Annotated in this window: 13 protein-coding genes; 1 reads left to right on the top strand and 12 read right to left on the bottom strand. The window is 70.1% G+C overall.

What is annotated here, in order from left to right; translation table 11 throughout:
• Positions 1-144: 144 nt before the first annotated feature.
• Positions 145-1,095 carry an aldo/keto reductase gene (locus tag ACESM1_RS14510; RefSeq protein WP_372621367.1) on the top strand — a complete coding sequence of 317 codons (951 nt, stop codon included), beginning with the start codon at positions 145-147 and terminating at the stop codon, positions 1,093-1,095.
• Between the two features lie 110 nt (positions 1,096-1,205).
• On the opposite strand, the gene ACESM1_RS14505 is transcribed toward ACESM1_RS14510, so the two are convergent.
• From ACESM1_RS14505 to urtA, 12 genes are all read right to left on the bottom strand, one after another.
• Positions 1,206-2,390, bottom strand: coding sequence for an amidohydrolase family protein (locus ACESM1_RS14505; protein WP_372621174.1), 1,185 nt, complete (start codon positions 2,388-2,390; stop codon positions 1,206-1,208).
• A gap of 35 nt (positions 2,391-2,425) precedes the next feature.
• A complete protein-coding gene (locus ACESM1_RS14500; protein ID WP_372621173.1) occupies positions 2,426-3,724 on the bottom strand; it encodes a CapA family protein in 1,299 nt (432 codons plus the stop codon).
• On the bottom strand, positions 3,724-5,313 hold the full coding sequence (locus ACESM1_RS14495; RefSeq protein WP_372621172.1) for an ABC transporter substrate-binding protein: 1,590 nt from the start codon (positions 5,311-5,313) through the stop codon (positions 3,724-3,726). The genes ACESM1_RS14500 and ACESM1_RS14495 overlap by 1 nt, the downstream gene beginning before the upstream one ends.
• 134 nt (positions 5,314-5,447) lie before the next feature.
• Entirely contained in the window at positions 5,448-5,831 is a 384-nt protein-coding gene (locus ACESM1_RS14490) for a hypothetical protein (protein ID WP_372621170.1), read from the bottom strand.
• Between the two features lie 131 nt (positions 5,832-5,962).
• Complete coding sequence (locus ACESM1_RS14485) at positions 5,963-6,649, bottom strand: GntR family transcriptional regulator (RefSeq protein ID WP_372621168.1); 687 nt, start codon at positions 6,647-6,649, stop codon at positions 5,963-5,965.
• A gap of 122 nt (positions 6,650-6,771) precedes the next feature.
• Positions 6,772-8,178 (bottom strand): dihydroorotase, encoded by a 1,407-nt coding sequence (locus ACESM1_RS14480; protein WP_372621166.1) that lies wholly within the window; start codon positions 8,176-8,178, stop codon positions 6,772-6,774.
• A gap of 28 nt (positions 8,179-8,206) precedes the next feature.
• Positions 8,207-8,896, bottom strand: a complete 690-nt coding sequence (locus ACESM1_RS14475; protein ID WP_372621164.1) for an isochorismatase family protein — start codon at positions 8,894-8,896, stop codon at positions 8,207-8,209.
• A gap of 107 nt (positions 8,897-9,003) precedes the next feature.
• The gene (gene urtE / locus ACESM1_RS14470) at positions 9,004-9,696 is read right to left on the bottom strand and encodes an urea ABC transporter ATP-binding subunit UrtE (protein ID WP_372621162.1); all 693 of its coding nucleotides are present in this window, start codon (positions 9,694-9,696) and stop codon (positions 9,004-9,006) included.
• Positions 9,697-9,699: 3 nt separating this feature from the next.
• Positions 9,700-10,437 (bottom strand): urea ABC transporter ATP-binding protein UrtD, encoded by a 738-nt coding sequence (gene urtD / locus ACESM1_RS14465; protein ID WP_372621160.1) that lies wholly within the window; start codon positions 10,435-10,437, stop codon positions 9,700-9,702.
• Positions 10,434-11,528 (bottom strand): urea ABC transporter permease subunit UrtC, encoded by a 1,095-nt coding sequence (urtC, locus tag ACESM1_RS14460; protein ID WP_372621158.1) that lies wholly within the window; start codon positions 11,526-11,528, stop codon positions 10,434-10,436. Before urtC ends, urtD begins: the two co-directional genes overlap by 4 nt.
• Positions 11,525-13,090 carry an urea ABC transporter permease subunit UrtB gene (gene urtB, locus ACESM1_RS14455; RefSeq protein ID WP_372621157.1) on the bottom strand — a complete coding sequence of 522 codons (1,566 nt, stop codon included), beginning with the start codon at positions 13,088-13,090 and terminating at the stop codon, positions 11,525-11,527. Before urtB ends, urtC begins: the two co-directional genes overlap by 4 nt.
• Before the next feature lie 47 nt (positions 13,091-13,137).
• Positions 13,138-14,382: an urea ABC transporter substrate-binding protein gene (gene urtA / locus ACESM1_RS14450; RefSeq protein ID WP_372621156.1), complete on the bottom strand. Its 1,245-nt coding sequence runs from the start codon at positions 14,380-14,382 to the stop codon at positions 13,138-13,140.
• Positions 14,383-14,457: the final 75 nt, after the last annotated feature.

Here is a 14,457-nt window from a genome sequence, read left to right as displayed (position 1 = left end):
GCGGCCGGGTGCGGTGTGAGTCAACGGCGTGGGGGCACCCTTGCCCAGCCGCGTTGCCGCGGCCGGGCCTCGGCGTATGCTCGACAAAGGCCCCGCGCCAGGCCCATGGCCTGCGCCGTGCTGGAGGGATGCATCGCCGTGGACATGCGTAATCTCGGCCGTTCCGGCCTTCGGGTCTCGGCAATCGGGCTCGGCTGCAACAATTTCGGCGGCCGCATCGACCTCGAAGCCAGCCGCGCGGTGGTGCATGCCGCCCTCGACGCGGGCATCACGCTGTTCGACACGGCCGATGTCTATGGCGAGCGCGGCGGATCGGAAACGGTGCTCGGCGAGATCCTGGGGCCGCACCGCAAGGACATCGTGCTGGCCACCAAGTTCGCCATGCCGATGGACGCCGCCGGCGCGCTGCAGGGGGCGAGCCGCCGCTACGTCATCTCCGCCGTCGAGGCCAGCCTGAAGCGGCTGCGGACCGACTGGATCGACCTCTACCAGCAGCACCAGCCCGATCCGCTGACGCCGATCGAGGAAACGCTGCGCGCGCTGGAGGATCTCACGCGCGCCGGCAAGATCCGCTACGCCGGATGCAGCAACCTGCCGGCATGGCAGGTGGTGGACGCGGTGTGGACCGCCCGCAGCGCCGGCCTCGCGGGCTTCATCTCCTGCCAGGACGAGGTGTCGCTGCTGGTCCGCAAGCACGAGGCGGAGCTGATGCCCGCCATGCGTGCCCATGGCCTCGGGCTGCTGCCCTATTTCCCGCTCGCCAGCGGACTGCTGACCGGCAAGTACAAGCGCAACACTGCGCTGCCGGAAGGCGCGCGGCTGACAAAGACGCAACGCCTGGCGGACCGCTACCTGACGAGCGGGAACTGGGCCGTGGCCAAGAAGCTGGGCGATTTCGCCGCGGCGCGCGGCCACACGCTGCTCGAACTGGCGTTCAGCTGGCTGCTCGCCCGACCGCCGATCGCGAGCGTTATCGCGGGCGCGACGACGCCGGACCAGGTGCGGGCGAACGCCGCGGCCGGCGGCTGGGCGCTGACGGAAGCCGATCTGGCGGAGATCGACGCCATCACGGCACAGCGCGGCGGCGACGCTTAGCCCGCGATCGCCCTGGGTGTGCACGCCGCAGGCGGGCACGCCAGGGCGTGAATCGCCGGCTCGAAAGGGCTGGACCCGAGTTGCCCGGACACAGTCCGGGCAACTCGGGTCTAGGCCGCACTGAGCTGGTCGAAGCGCGTCCCTTCCTTCATCACCAGCCCGACCTCGCGCAGCGCCGCGATGTCCTGCAGCGGGTTACCGCGGACCGAGACGATGTCCGCGCGCTTGCCGACCTCCAGCGTGCCGATCTGGTCGAGCAGCCCGATCGCCTCCGCCGCGTTGCGCGTCACGCCGGCCAGCGCCTGTTCGTTGGTCGCACCGAACTCCACCGCCTTCTGCGCCTCGAACCACAGCAGGCCGTGCATCGAATCGGTGCCGAGCGCCCAGCGCACGCCGCTCTCCAGTGCGAAGCCGAAGGTCTCCGGTGCGCGGCGGCGGGCGATCGCCAGCTTCTCCATGATGCGCGGATTGCCGCCGTCACCACCTTCGATCCCCTCCGGATGGAAGGAGATCGCGTGGTTGGAGACCAGCCATGTGCCGGCGCGCCGCATCATCTCGAAATCCTCGCGCGTCGCGAGCTTGCCGTGCTCGATCGTGTCCACCCCGGCCTCGACGCACCAGCGGATCGCAGGTCCGCCATGCGCATGCACCGCAACCGGGCGGCCGTCGCGATGCGCCTCCTCCACGATCAGCCGGATCTCCTCGGGCGAGTAGAAGCAGGTATCCGCCGCGGCGCGCGCGGAGGAGGTGCCGCCGGTGGCGAAGAACTTGATGAGGTCGGCGCCGGCCGCGAGGTTCTCGCGAATATGGCGGCGGATCTCCTCCGGCCCGTCGCTTGCGGTCAACGCCGTGCCGTGGCCGTGGCGCGCGGCGATCGGCCGCGTGGCGACCAGCAGGCGCGGGCCGGGAATGCGGCCGGCGGCCACCGCATTGCGGACGTCGATATCGAGGAAATGCTCCTCGCCAACCACGCGCATCGTGGTGACGCCGGAGAGCAGGTCCTTCCGGATGTTCGGGACGGCGCGCAGCATCGCCAGCGCCGCGCGGCTCTTCAGCTGGCCGCCCTGGTCGCCGAGGCCGGGAATGATCGAGATGTGCGTGTGCGCATCGATCAGCCCGGGCAGCAGCGTCTCCTCGCCGCGATGGACCAGCGTCGCGCCCGGCGGGGCGGCGATCTCGCCGGCACGGCCGACCGCGGCGATGCGGCCGTCCTCGACCAGAACGGCAGCGCGCTCCATCGGCGCGCGGCCGGTGCCGTCGATCAGGCGCGCGGCGGTGATGAGGATCGCGTTCATGCCAGGGCTGTCCTTATCCGTGAGGCGTGGCTCCGTCAGGCGGGGATGCGCAGCCGCGCAATGCCCTCGCCGATCTCCATCGCGGTGCCGAAGGGCTGCGACAGCAGCGCGAAGCGGTCGAGGATCGCGCGAGCGTCTGCGCCCGGCGCCAGCTTCGGCCGGCCGCGCCGATGCGGCTTCAGTCCATGCCCGAGCACGATCGGGTGGATCTCGACCTCCACCAGGCGGCCATCGTCGAAGCGGCAGATCGGCACCACCGCTTCCCAGAAGCGCCGGTCGGCGGGGAAGCCCTTGCGGTCGTCGTCGTGGCGCTGGCGGTACATCGCGCCCGGCGTGCTCTCCTGCGGAACGCGGAACAGGTCGTAGGAATCCGCGGGCAGCTTCTGCGTCAGCTCGTTCTGGCCGACGAAATTGCCGAGGCTGTAGAAGATCGGCCGGCCGCGATGCAGCTCCATCCCGCGCAGCAGATGCGGGCCGTGGCCGACGACGATGTCCGCCCCTTCCTCGATCATGCGGCGGCAGAAGGGCGGGATGAACTCGGCCGGATCCTCCATCGTCGCGCCCTGCTCATGCGCATGCAGGCTGAGCACGACAAGGTCGGCACGGCCGCGCGCCTCGCGTACCCATTTGGCGATCCCTTCCACGTCGCGTTGCAGCGCCGCGGTGCGGATGGCGGGCGCCTCCGCCGCGCGGTAGCTCTGGCCCTGGAAGTGGAAGATCGCCGGATCGGCGGGCGGGAACCCGAAGCCGAGCTGGATCTTCTCGCGCCGCTGCGCCTCCAGCCCGAGCGAGTCCGCAATGCCCTTCAGCGCATCGAGCTGCGCCGCCGTCACCTCGTGCACGGTGTCGTAGCGCAGCGGGTTGAGGCCCGGGCGGCCCTGCATGTCCGGCCTTTGCGCACCGGCCTCCTTGCCCTTCGGGAAGGTGGAGCAGCAGGCCAGCAGCGCGACGCTGCCGGCCGGGACGTCGAGATAGGCGGGCATCCGCGCCGTCTCCAGCGTGTCGCCCAGGCCGGCATGACACATGCCGCGCCGGTCCATCTCCTGCATCGTCAGGCGGAGCCCGGCGATGCCGTAATCCAGGATGTGGTTGTTGGCGGCGGTGAACAGGCTGAAGCCCGCGCCGAGCAGGTCGTCCAGCACGCCGGGCTCCGCGGCCAGGTGCGAGCCGTCATTCTCGAAGGAGGGGTCGCCGCGGAAGCCGCACGGCACCACCTCGATATTCGTGAAGGCCGCATCGGCGCCGCGCAGCAGATCGTAGAGCGGGGCCGCGGCGGGGTCCGCGGTGAGCCCCCGCCGCGTGGCGATGCTGTCGCCCGTCAGCGCGATCCGCATCAGCGCGTCGCGCGGATATCGGTGGCGTAGGTGTACTGGTCGCCGCGCGGCGTCATGGTCAGGCCGCGCCGCAGGCCCCACGACCCCTTCCAGTAGAAGATCGGCACCAGCGCCACATCCTCCATCGCCATGGTCACGGCCTGCGCGACCAGCCGCTCGCGTGCGGCATCCTCCACCGTCGCATCCGCCCGCGCGAGCAGCGCGTCGAGCTCAGGGTTGCTGTAGCGGCCGCGATTGGCGGCGCCGAGGCCGAGGCTCGGCGTGAAGGTCCGCAGCAGCGCCGTCATGTTCTCCTGCGCCGTGCCCGGCAGGCCGCTGTAGATCGATTGCAGCATGCTGAATTCGGGATCGCTGGTGGCGGTGCCGGCGCGGCGGAAGAACACGGAGGCCGGCAGCGCATCCACCTGCGCGCGGACGCCCACTGCGCTCAGCATCTGCCCGACGCTCTGGCACACCCGCCCGTCGCCCGCGAAGCGGTCGCTGGTGCAGTGCACGGTGATGCCGAAGCCGTTCGGATAGCCGGCCTCCGCCAGCAGCCGGCGCGACAGGGCCGGATCGAAGGCGGGCGGCGCGATGCTGGGCACATGGCCGTCGAAGCCCGGCGGAGCGAACTGCCCGGCCGGCTCCGCCGCGCCCTCCATCGCGCGCTCGGCAATGGCGGTGCGGTTCAGCGCATGGGTGATGGCCTGCCGCACGCGCCGGTCGCGCAGCGGATTGCGCTCCAGCGCCTGGCCATCGGCGCCCACCACGAAGGGCGAACGGTCGCGCTTCTGGTCGAGCTGCATGTAGAGCGTGAAGCTCGATGTCGCGGTGAGCAACTGCGTCCGGTCGCTGTCCCGCACGCGGTTGTAGAGGCCCGGCGGGACGGTATCGATCACGTCCAGATCGCCGGCGAGCAGCGCAGCCACGCGGGCACTGTCGTTCGGCACGAAGCTGAAGGTCACGCGCGACCACGGCTCCGCCTGGCCCCAATAGCCGGCGTGGCGCTCGAGCTGCACGTCCTGGCCGAGGGCGAGGCGGACCCAGCGATAGGGGCCGGTGCCGATCGCGGCGCGGCCGCCGTTGAAATCGGCCGCCGTCGCATCCTGCGCGGCGCGGGCGGAGACGATGCCGAAGCCGGTCAACAGGCTCGGCAGCGTCGGCGCGGGCGCGCGCGTGCGGATGCGCACGAGGTGCGGCCCATCGGCCTCCATGCCGACGATGTCGCGCACATAGACGCGGTAGGTGCGTGCGCCCTCGATCTGCTGGGCGCGGCGGATGGAGAAGATCACGTCCTCCGCCGTCAGCGGCGAGCCGTCCTGGAAGGTGACGCCCTGTCGCAGCGTGAACTCCCAGGTCAGCGGATCCACCACGCGCCAGGACACGGCGAGCCGGGGCTGCGGGTGCAGCCGCTCATCCTGCCAGACCAGCGGTTCATAGACGTGCAGCTGCACGTTGCGGTTCGGCGTGTAGAGCTGGTGCGGATCGGCCCCATCCACCTGCGCCTTCATGCCGATGCGCAGCTCCTGCGGCGCCGCGGGTGATGTCAGCGCCGTGCCGGCGAGCAGCAGGGCCGCCGCGAAGGCACGCATCCCTTGCCTGTTCCGCATCTCCCGAGATCTCCTATCGCGCCGGATGACCTGGCCCGCGGCCGCGCGCAGGCAGGCAGCGCCATATGTTCGCGCCGCATTCCGCCGCTCGGCAAGGGACTTTCGCGCGGCCCGGCGCGCGCACCCGCGCAGCGTCAGAATGACAGCGCCTGCTCCTCCCATGCGCCACGATGGAAGGCGCCGACCTCGAAGCGGCCGTCATCGGCCCAGAGGATGCTCAGCACCTTCACTCCACCCCGCCACACATCGAGCCCGTACGGCAGATCCGCGACGCTGCGCTGACGCTCGAGCGCATGGCGATAACCGGGAGAGGCCGCCTCGTCGGGCGCCAATTCGTTGAACGGGGTCCAATGCTCGATAGCCCAGCCCTCCGGGCGGAACGCGACCAGGCGCAGGGCACCTTGCTGGGTCTCGATGCTTCCCAGCCTGCGCACCACCGGCACCAGGTGGTCGCGGATCGCGAGGGCCGGGCCGTCACCGGAGGAAACAAGTCTGAGCGCCATGCACAGCTCCGCCATTGGCCACGCCGGGCCACGTTCTCGTCGGCCCGCATCGATGACACCGGCATCTTGCCGCGTCGAGCCTGCGGAGGCCATCACGCTGGCGCGACGGCGCCCGGACCCGCCGCCGGATGGGGCAGCAGCGCCGCTCAGCCCGGCAACTCCGGCAGGGCGAAGCCCGCCGGCAGGGTAATTCGGAGCGCCAGGTCGCGATCGGCGCGCAGATGCGCGCGCATCAGCGCGTCGGCGGCAGCGCCATCGCGGCGGAGCAGCGCTTCGATGATCTCGCCATGCTCCTGCAGCGCCCGTTCGACGCGGCCGTGGCGCAGGGTGAGCAGGCCGAAACGGTGCACCTGGTCGCTGAGCTGGCTCATGAACTGCGTCAGCCGCGAGTTGCGCGCGAGCTCAATGATGCGGCTGTGCAGGCGTATCGATGCGTCATAGGCCTGACGAAGCCGGTCCGCCTCCATGTGGCGCATGGCCTCCGCGTGGTCGGCCTCGAAGGCGGCGCCATCCGCCGGCGCCAGCCGTTCCGCGGCAAGCCGCGCCGCAAAGCATTCCAGCTGTTCGCGCAGCTGGTAGACCTCCACGATGTCCTGGACCGAGGGCTCCGAGACGACCACGCCACGCTGCGGCAGGATGCGCACCAACCCGCTGCCGGCGAGTTCGCGCAGCGCCTCGCGGATCGGGGTGCGGCTGATGCTCAACTCCTCGGCAAGCTGGCTTTCCGACAGCAGGCTGCCCGCGGGGTAACGGGCATCGAGGATGCCGCGGCGGATGCTGGCAAGTGCCTGCTCGCGCAGGTTCGCGGGAGGCTGGGCGGATTTCCGGGCCATGTCTCGTCCAAGCTCGCTCGCCGTCTTCCAGCTGCAGCGCGGCGAAGCGCGAGGCTGAACGGAGAAGACCAAGCTGTATCCCAGCTGGCCCGTCTTCGCATAGGGCAGGGCCGCGCGCCGCGTCAGCCCCGCTGGTGATCCAGCTTCCGCCGCACATAGCGCCCGGTGCCGACGGCATCCTGCGGCAGCGCGCCGTCGCGCAGCGCGAAGCGTCCGCGCACCAGGGTGTGGACGACGCGCCCCGTCAACTCCCATCCCTCATAGATCGAATAGCCGGCGGAGGAGAGCACCTTCGCCCGCTCCACCGTCCAGCGCGCCGCCGGGTCCAGGATGGCGAAATCCGCATCCATGCCCGGCGTGATCGAGCCCTTCACATGGCCGAGACCCATCGCGTGCGCCGGGTTGGTCGCCGTCAGCGCGGCGATGCGGGCAAGGCCGAGGCCGCGCTTCGCATGGCCTTCCGAGAGCAGCACCGGCAGCATCGTCTCCATGCCGGGGCAGCCAGGCGAAGCGCCCCAGATCCCGCCCGACTTCGATGAGATGTCGCGATGCACATGGTCGGTCGCCACCGTGTCGATGCTGCCGTCGAGGAGGCCGCGCCACAGCGCCTCCCGGTCGGCGGCCTCGCGCAGCGGCGGGTTGATCTTGCCGGTGACGCCGCCTTCCCAGCCGAGATCGTGCGTCAGGTAGTGCGGGCAGGTCTCGACAAAGACTTGCGCCCCCGCCGCACGCTGGCGCAGCGCGGCGTGCAACGCCTCGGCCGAGGAAGTGTGCACGACGTAGAGCGGCGCGCCGGTGATCCGCGCGACATGGGCCGCGCGCTGCACGGCATCGGCCTCCACGAAGGGCGGGCGGGTCGCGTTCCAGGCCGCGAGGCCACCCGTGCCTTCGGGATCGGCCCGCATCACGCGTTCGCGCAGCACCCACGCCATCTCGATGCTTTCGGGATGCGGGCAGACCATGCCGCCGTTCGCCGCGGCAAGCTCGCAGAGGCGCAGCAGGAAGCCGTCATCGATATCGGGCAGGCCGAGCCGCTTTCCCTCGCCGCCGCGGTTGTTCATGAAGATCTTGAAGCTCGGCGCGCCCCAGTCGCGCGCATAGGCCGGCACGCCGGCCAGCTGCGCCTCGGTGGAGATGATCGGGTGGTACCCGAAATCGATCCGGCAGCCGGCCTCGGTGACGGCGATCACCTCGGCGAGGATGTCCTCGAAGGGCTCGGTCGCCATCAGGTAGGGGATGAAGCAGCTGATGCCGCCGGCGGCAGCGGCGGCGCTTTCCTGGCTGGCATCCTCCGGCACGCGCGGCCGTGCGATGTCCTTGCCGTGGCCGAGATGCAGATGCGCATCGATGGCGCCCGGCATGATCACCAGGCCGTTCACCGAGACCGTCTCCGCGGCCGAGACCCCCGTGCCGGGGGCCAGTATCGCCGCGATCCGGCCGTCGCGCACGGCGATGTCGCAGGCCACCGGCGCGGCATGCCCGGGCAGCACGGCGGTCCCACCGGTGAGCAGGAGATCGAAAGGGGTCATCCGGAACCGTCTCTCCCAGCTCGGATCCTCAGCCTGCGTCGCCGTTAAGGGCGCGCAGCGCCTCGATGCACGCATCGGTCGTCATCACGTCGGCATATTTCGCCGCCATGTCGAACAGGTTCACCGCATGAGAGGTGTGGCTGCGGTCGTACACCGCATCCTGCGGCACCATGACCTTGAAGTTGTAGGCAAAGGCGTCGACGACGGAGCCGCGGACGCAGCCGCTGGTGGTGCAGCCGGTCACCACCAGCGTGTCGGCCCGCAGGTCGATCAGGTAGCTCGCCAGCGGCGTGCCGAAGAAGGCGCTGGGATGCTTCTTCGGCAGCAGGACGTCGTCGCCCCGCGGCCTGATCTCCTCGACGAAGTCGTAGCCGTGGCGTGCGACGGTCATCAGCGCAGGCACCTTCTCCGCCAGGCGCCCTTGATCGAAGCTCTCCTTCGGCGCGACATGCGGGTAGAGAACGGGCCAGCCGCGCTCGCGGAACAGCGCGAGCAGGCGCTGGATATGGATGACCGCATCCCAGCCGACCTGCCCGCAGGAGGTCGGGAATTCCTTGATCGCGTCCCAGAACGGCATCGGCCTGGTGCCGACCGTGCGATACTGGACGTCGATGATCAGCAGGGCCGGCCGCGTCCCGATGCCGGAACGCCGCCCGAACCCGGCGGCGCCATACGCCCTCTGCTCCTCCTCGGAGATGATTCCGTCCCACGGCTTCATGCGGGCTGTTCCGGCGTGCAGTGACCCTGGCAGGCTAGCAGCCTGCCGCAATCGCACACAAGCTGTATCCCAGCAGGCGCCGAACCGACCGCCGCGCCCCGGCTGGCCTACACGGTCAGCAGTGCCCGCACACGAGGCTCGTCCAGTTCCCCGGTGCGCCCTGCCATCGCCACCTCGCCGCGCACCATCACGAGGATGCGATCCGCCAGTTCGCGAGCGAAATCGTAGTACTGCTCCACCAGGATCACGGACATCCCGCGGTCGCGCGACAGGTGCCGGATGACCCGCGAGATGTCCTTGATGACCGACGGCTGGATCCCCTCCGTCGGCTCGTCGAGGATCAGCAGCCGCGGCCGCGCGCAGAGTGCCCGCGCGATGGCGAGCTGCTGCTGCTGGCCACCCGAGAGGTCGCCGCCCCGCCGGCGCAGGAATTGCCGCAGGATCGGGAACAGGTCGAACACCTCGTCCGGCACCTTCGATCCGCGCGGCGCGGCGGCAAGCGCCGTCTGCAGGTTCTCCTGCACCGTCAGGAAGGGGAAGATCTCGCGGCCCTGCGGCACGTAGCCGATCCCGGCACGCGCGCGTTCCGCCGGCGGCAGGTGGGTGACGTCGCGCCCGTCCCAGCCGATGCGCCCACCCTGTACGCGCTCCAGCCCCATGATGGCACGCAGCAGCGAGGATTTGCCGACCCCGTTGCGGCCCAGCACGGCCGTCACCTGCCCCGGCTCCGCCATCAGCGAGACGCCGCGCAGGCAGCGGCTGGCGCCGTAGGAAAGGTCTATCGCGGCGACATCCAGCATGCCCTACCGTCCCAGATAGACTTCGACCACGCGCTGGTCGTTCTGCACGTGGTCGATGGAACCTTCGGACAGCACGCTGCCCTCGTGCAGCACGGTGACGCGGCAATTCATCGCGCGGACGAATTCCAGGTCGTGCTCCACCACCACCACGCTGCGCCTTCCGGCGATGCGGGCCAGCAGGGCGGCGGTGTGCTCGGTCTCGGCATCGGTCATGCCGGCGACCGGCTCGTCCACCAGCAGCAGGTCGGGGTCCTGCATCAGCAGCATGCCGATCTCCAGCCATTGCCGCTGGCCGTGGGAGAGGATGCCGGCGGCATCCTGCGCACGCTCCGCCAGGCCGATCTCGTCCAGCGTCGCCGCGATACGCGCCTCCGCCTCGCCCGAGAGCGCCCAGCGCAGGCAGGCGAGCGGACCGCGCGGGGCCTTCAGCGCGAGCTCCAGATTCTCGAACACCGTCAGCGCGTCGAACACGGTGGGCTTCTGGAATTTGCGACCGATGCCGAGATTCGCGATGGCGGCTTCGTCCATGCGCGTCAGGTCGGACTCGCCGAAGCTGACAGTGCCCGCCGTGGGGCGTGTCTTGCCGGTGATCACGTCCATCATCGTGGTCTTCCCGGCGCCGTTCGGACCGATCACCGCGCGCAGCTCGCCGGGGTCCACCACCAGCGAGAGGTTGTTCAGCGCGCGGAAGCCGTCGAAGACCACCGACACGCCATCAAGGTAGAGGCGCCGCCCCTTCACCGTGCGCGGCCTTTCACGAGACCCACCAGCCCGCGCGGCAGGAACAGCGTGACGGCCACGAACAGGCCGCCCAGCACGAACAGCCAGAGATCCGGCGCCGCGCTGGTCAGCCAGGTCTTCAGCCCGTTCACGCCGAACGCGCCGAGCACCGCCCCGACAAGCGTGCCGCGGCCACCGACCGCGACCCAGACCACCGCCTCGATCGAATTGCCGGGGCTGAACTCACCGGGGTTGATGATGCCGACCTGCGGCACGTAGAGCGCACCGGCCAGCCCCGCCATCATTGCCGAGAGTACGAAGGCGAACAGCTTGTGCTGCGTGACGGAGTAGCCGAGGAAGCGCACCCGGCTTTCGGCATCGCGGATCGCGGTCAGCACGCGGCCGTATTTCGTGCCGGTGATCCAGCGGCACAGCAGGTAGCAGCCGACCAGAGATACCAGCGAGGCGTAGAACAGCGCCATGCGCGCGGCCCCGGTGTTCAGCGGCATGCCCAGCAGCTCCTTGAAGTCGGTGAAGCCGTTGTTGCCGCCCAGGCCCATGTCGTTGCGGAAGAAGGCCAGCATCAGCGCATAGGTCATCGCCTGCGTGATGATCGAGAGATAGACGCCGGTGATGCGGCTGCGGAAGCAGAGGAAGCCGAGCACCAGCGCGAGCGTCCCCGGCACCAGGAAGACCATCAGCATCGCAAAGGGGAAGCTGTCGAAGCCGAGCCAGTACCAGGGCAGCTCGCGGTAGCCGAGGAACACCATGAAGTCGGGCAGCACCGGGTGCCCGTAGACGCCGCGCGGCCCGATCAGCCGCATCAGGTGCATCCCCATCGCATAGCCGCCGAGCGCGAAGAAGGCGCCGTGGCCGAGCGACAGGATTCCGGCATAGCCCCAGGCGAGGTCGAGCGAGAGCGCAAGGATTGCGTAGCAGATCCATTTGCCGGTCACGCTCACCAGGAAGTCCGAGACGTAGAGCGCGTGGTCCGCCGGCAACTGGTTCAGCAGCGGCATCGCCGCCAGCGCCAGCACCGCCGCGATCAGTCCGGCCCGCAGCCCGAGCCGGAGCCGCGACATGCCCGGCGCGGGAAGCGCGGTGGCGCTCATGCCTCCGCCGCCCTGCCCTTCTGCGCGAACAGGCCGCGCGGCCGGCGCTGGATGAACAGCATGATGGCCACCAGCACCACCACCTTCGCCAGCACCGCACCCACCCAGGGCTCCATCACCTTGTTGATGAGGCCGAGGCTGAAGGCGCCGATCAGCGTTCCGGCCAGGCTGCCGACACCGCCGAACACGACCACCAGGAAGCTGTCGATGATGTAGCCGGTGCCGAGGTTCGGCGAGACGTTGTCGATCTGGCTGAGTGCGACGCCGGCGATGCCGGCGATGCCCGAACCGAAGGCGAAGGTCAGCGCGTCCACCCGGCCGGTGCGGATGCCCATCGCAGCCGCGATCGGCCGCCGCTGCGTCACTGCGCGCATCTCCAGCCCGAACCGCGTCAGCCGGATCGCGGCCAAGACGAGCAGCAGCACCACCAGGCTGAAGGCAAGGATCCACAACCGGTTCTGCGTCACCGGGATGCCGCCGGGCAGCAGCAGCGTGCCCTGCATCCAGGCGGGGCTCAGCACCTCCCGGTTCTGCGCGCCGAAGGCCAGCCGCACCGCCTGCTGGATCATCATGCCGACGCCGAAGGTCATCAGCAGCGTCTCCAGCGGACGGCCATAGAGATGGCGGATCAAGCCACGCTCCAACGCCGCGCCGATCGCGGCGGTCACCAGGAAGGCCGCCGGCACGGAGAGCGGCAGCGACCACGGCAGCAGCCACGGGATGTCGCGGCAGAGTTCCTGCACGACGAAAGTGGTATAGGCGCCGAGCATCACGAACTCGCCATGCGCCATGTTGATCACGCCCATCACGCCGAAGGTGACGGCAAGTCCCAGCGCCGCGAGCAGCAGCACGGAGCCGAGCGAAAGACCCTGGAAGGCGGTCTCGACGCCGCGGCGAATGGTCAGCCGGCGGTCGATCGCGGCGACGGCCGCCTCGATCTCCACCTGCAGCGCCGGATTGCTGGCCCGCGCCTCCAGCAGCACGGAGCGCGCCTCCGGCGAGCCGGATGCGCCCAGCACGACAATGCCGGCGCGCTTGGCCTCGGCATCGTCCGAGGCGAGGCGCGAGGCACCAAGGGCAAGCGCCAGTTGTTCGCGGATGCGCGGCACCGTCTCGCGCGCCAGCGCGCCTTCGAGCAGCGGCACGTTGTTGGCGCTGCGGCTGCGCAACACTGATTCTGCGGCGGCCAGACGTTCGGTAGGGTCGGGCGAGATGATCTGCAGCAGGCCGAGCGCGCCGCGCAGCGCCCCGCGCACGCGATTGTTGATGCGTACCAGCTCCGCGCCGGCGGCATCGGCAGCCGCCCCGGTGACGGCCTCGGTCGCGGTGTCGCCTTCGCGGATCAGCAGCGTGCCATCTGCGCGCTTCAGCAGGCGCCCATCCGAGAGAGCGCGCAGCACCGGAATCGCGCGCGGATCGCCGAGCACGCCCAGCCGCTCCACCGCCTGCGCCTGTGCGGCAAAGCCGCCGGCCAGGCCGGGCAACGCGGCGACGAATGCATCCTGCGCGCGCGCCGGCAGCGCCAACGCGAGCAGCAGGAGAAAGGGAAGGAAACGCTTCATGCGCGGGGAAGGCAGGGGCGGCGCAAGGCCACCCCCACCGGTTCGCCTCAGCCGCGGCGACGGTTGGCGTTCTCGGGGATGAAGGGCGACCAGTTCTCCGCCGGGATGGCGTTCGCCGTCTTGTAGACGACGTTGAACTGGCCGTCGGCCTGCACCTCGCCGATCATCACCGGCTTGGAGAGGTGATGGTTGCGGTGCATCTCCAGCGTGTAGCCGGAGGGCGCATCCACCTTCTGGCCGTACATCGCCGTGCGCACCGCATCCACCGCCGTGGTGCGGGCCTGCGCCACCGCCTGTGCCCACATCTTGAAGCCGACCAGCGTCGCCTCCATCGGGTCGTTGGTCACGCGGCGCGGGTTCTTGATGTAGTTGGCCCAGAGCGTCTTGAACTCGGTGTTCGCCGGCGACTGCACCGACATGAAGTAGTTCCACGCCGCGAGGTGGCCGACCAGCGGGCGGGTGTCGATGCCGGCGAGCTCCTCCTCGCCGACGCTGAACGCGACCGAGGGAATGTCCTCCGCCTTGATGCCCTGGTTGCCGAGCTCACGATAGAAGGGAACGTTGGCATCGCCGTTGATGGTGGAGACGATGGCGGTGCGCTTGCCCTCGCCGGCGAAGCGCTTGACGCGGCTGACGATGCCCTGCCAGTCGCTGTGCCCGAACGGCGTGTATTCCTCCATGATGTCGGCATCGGCGATGCCCTTGGAGTTCAGGAAGGCGCGCAGGATGCGGTTGGTGGTGCGCGGATAGACGTAGTCGGTGCCGAGCAGCGCGATGCGCTTCGCCTCGCCGCCATCGGCGGACATCAGGTATTCCACCGCCGGAATCGCCTGCTGGTTCGGCGCGGCGCCGGTGTAGAAGATGTTCCTGCTCTCCTCCTCGCCCTCGTACTGGACGGGATAGAACAGCATGCCGTTCAGCTCCTCGAAGACCGGCAGCACCGACTTGCGGGAGACCGAGGTCCAGCAGCCGAAGGTGACATCCACCTTCGAAACTTGCAGCAGTTCGCGCGCCTTCTCCGCGAAGAGCGGCCAGTTGGAGGCCGGGTCCACCACCACCGCTTCGAGCCGGCGGCCGAGGATGCCGCCGCGGGCATTCTGCCACTCCACCATCATCAGCACCGTGTCGCGCAGCGCGGTCTCGCTGATCGCCATGGTGCCGGAGAGCGAATGCAGCACGCCGACCTTGATCGGCGCGGCCTGCGCAAAGGATGGGTGGATGCCGGGCGCAGCCAGCGCGGCCCCGAGGCCGGCGAGCGCCGCGCGGCGCGTCAGCGCGAAGTGCTTGGTCATTTTCTACTCGCCTCCTTGATGGGCACGGCGCTTCCGACCGCGCTGCAAGCCGGCGCGCGTCTTCGCCTTGCCCCA

The sequence above is a fragment of the Falsiroseomonas sp. genome (assembly GCF_041690465.1).
Classification (GTDB): Bacteria; Pseudomonadota; Alphaproteobacteria; order Acetobacterales; family Acetobacteraceae; genus Falsiroseomonas.
The sequence above is the reverse complement of the archived record's forward strand: the minus strand, read 5'-3'. Positions and strand labels throughout refer to the sequence as shown.

Bases quoted from the DNA above. Each gene is read 5' to 3' on its own strand.
- ACESM1_RS14510 (WP_372621367.1), top strand. From the start codon at position 145: ATGCGTAATCTCGGCCGTTCCGGCCTTCGGGTCTCGGCAATCGGGCTC.
- ACESM1_RS14505 (WP_372621174.1), bottom strand. From the start codon at position 2,390: ATGAACGCGATCCTCATCACCGCCGCGCGCCTGATCGACGGCACCGGC.
- ACESM1_RS14500 (WP_372621173.1), bottom strand. From the start codon at position 3,724: ATGCGGATCGCGCTGACGGGCGACAGCATCGCCACGCGGCGGGGGCTC.
- ACESM1_RS14495 (WP_372621172.1), bottom strand. From the start codon at position 5,313: ATGCGGAACAGGCAAGGGATGCGTGCCTTCGCGGCGGCCCTGCTGCTC.
- ACESM1_RS14490 (WP_372621170.1), bottom strand. From the start codon at position 5,831: ATGGCGGAGCTGTGCATGGCGCTCAGACTTGTTTCCTCCGGTGACGGC.
- ACESM1_RS14485 (WP_372621168.1), bottom strand. From the start codon at position 6,649: ATGGCCCGGAAATCCGCCCAGCCTCCCGCGAACCTGCGCGAGCAGGCA.
- ACESM1_RS14480 (WP_372621166.1), bottom strand. From the start codon at position 8,178: ATGACCCCTTTCGATCTCCTGCTCACCGGTGGGACCGCCGTGCTGCCC.
- ACESM1_RS14475 (WP_372621164.1), bottom strand. From the start codon at position 8,896: ATGAAGCCGTGGGACGGAATCATCTCCGAGGAGGAGCAGAGGGCGTAT.
- urtE (WP_372621162.1), bottom strand. From the start codon at position 9,696: ATGCTGGATGTCGCCGCGATAGACCTTTCCTACGGCGCCAGCCGCTGC.
- urtC (WP_372621158.1), bottom strand. From the start codon at position 11,528: ATGAGCGCCACCGCGCTTCCCGCGCCGGGCATGTCGCGGCTCCGGCTC.
- urtB (WP_372621157.1), bottom strand. From the start codon at position 13,090: ATGAAGCGTTTCCTTCCCTTTCTCCTGCTGCTCGCGTTGGCGCTGCCG.
- urtA (WP_372621156.1), bottom strand. From the start codon at position 14,382: ATGACCAAGCACTTCGCGCTGACGCGCCGCGCGGCGCTCGCCGGCCTC.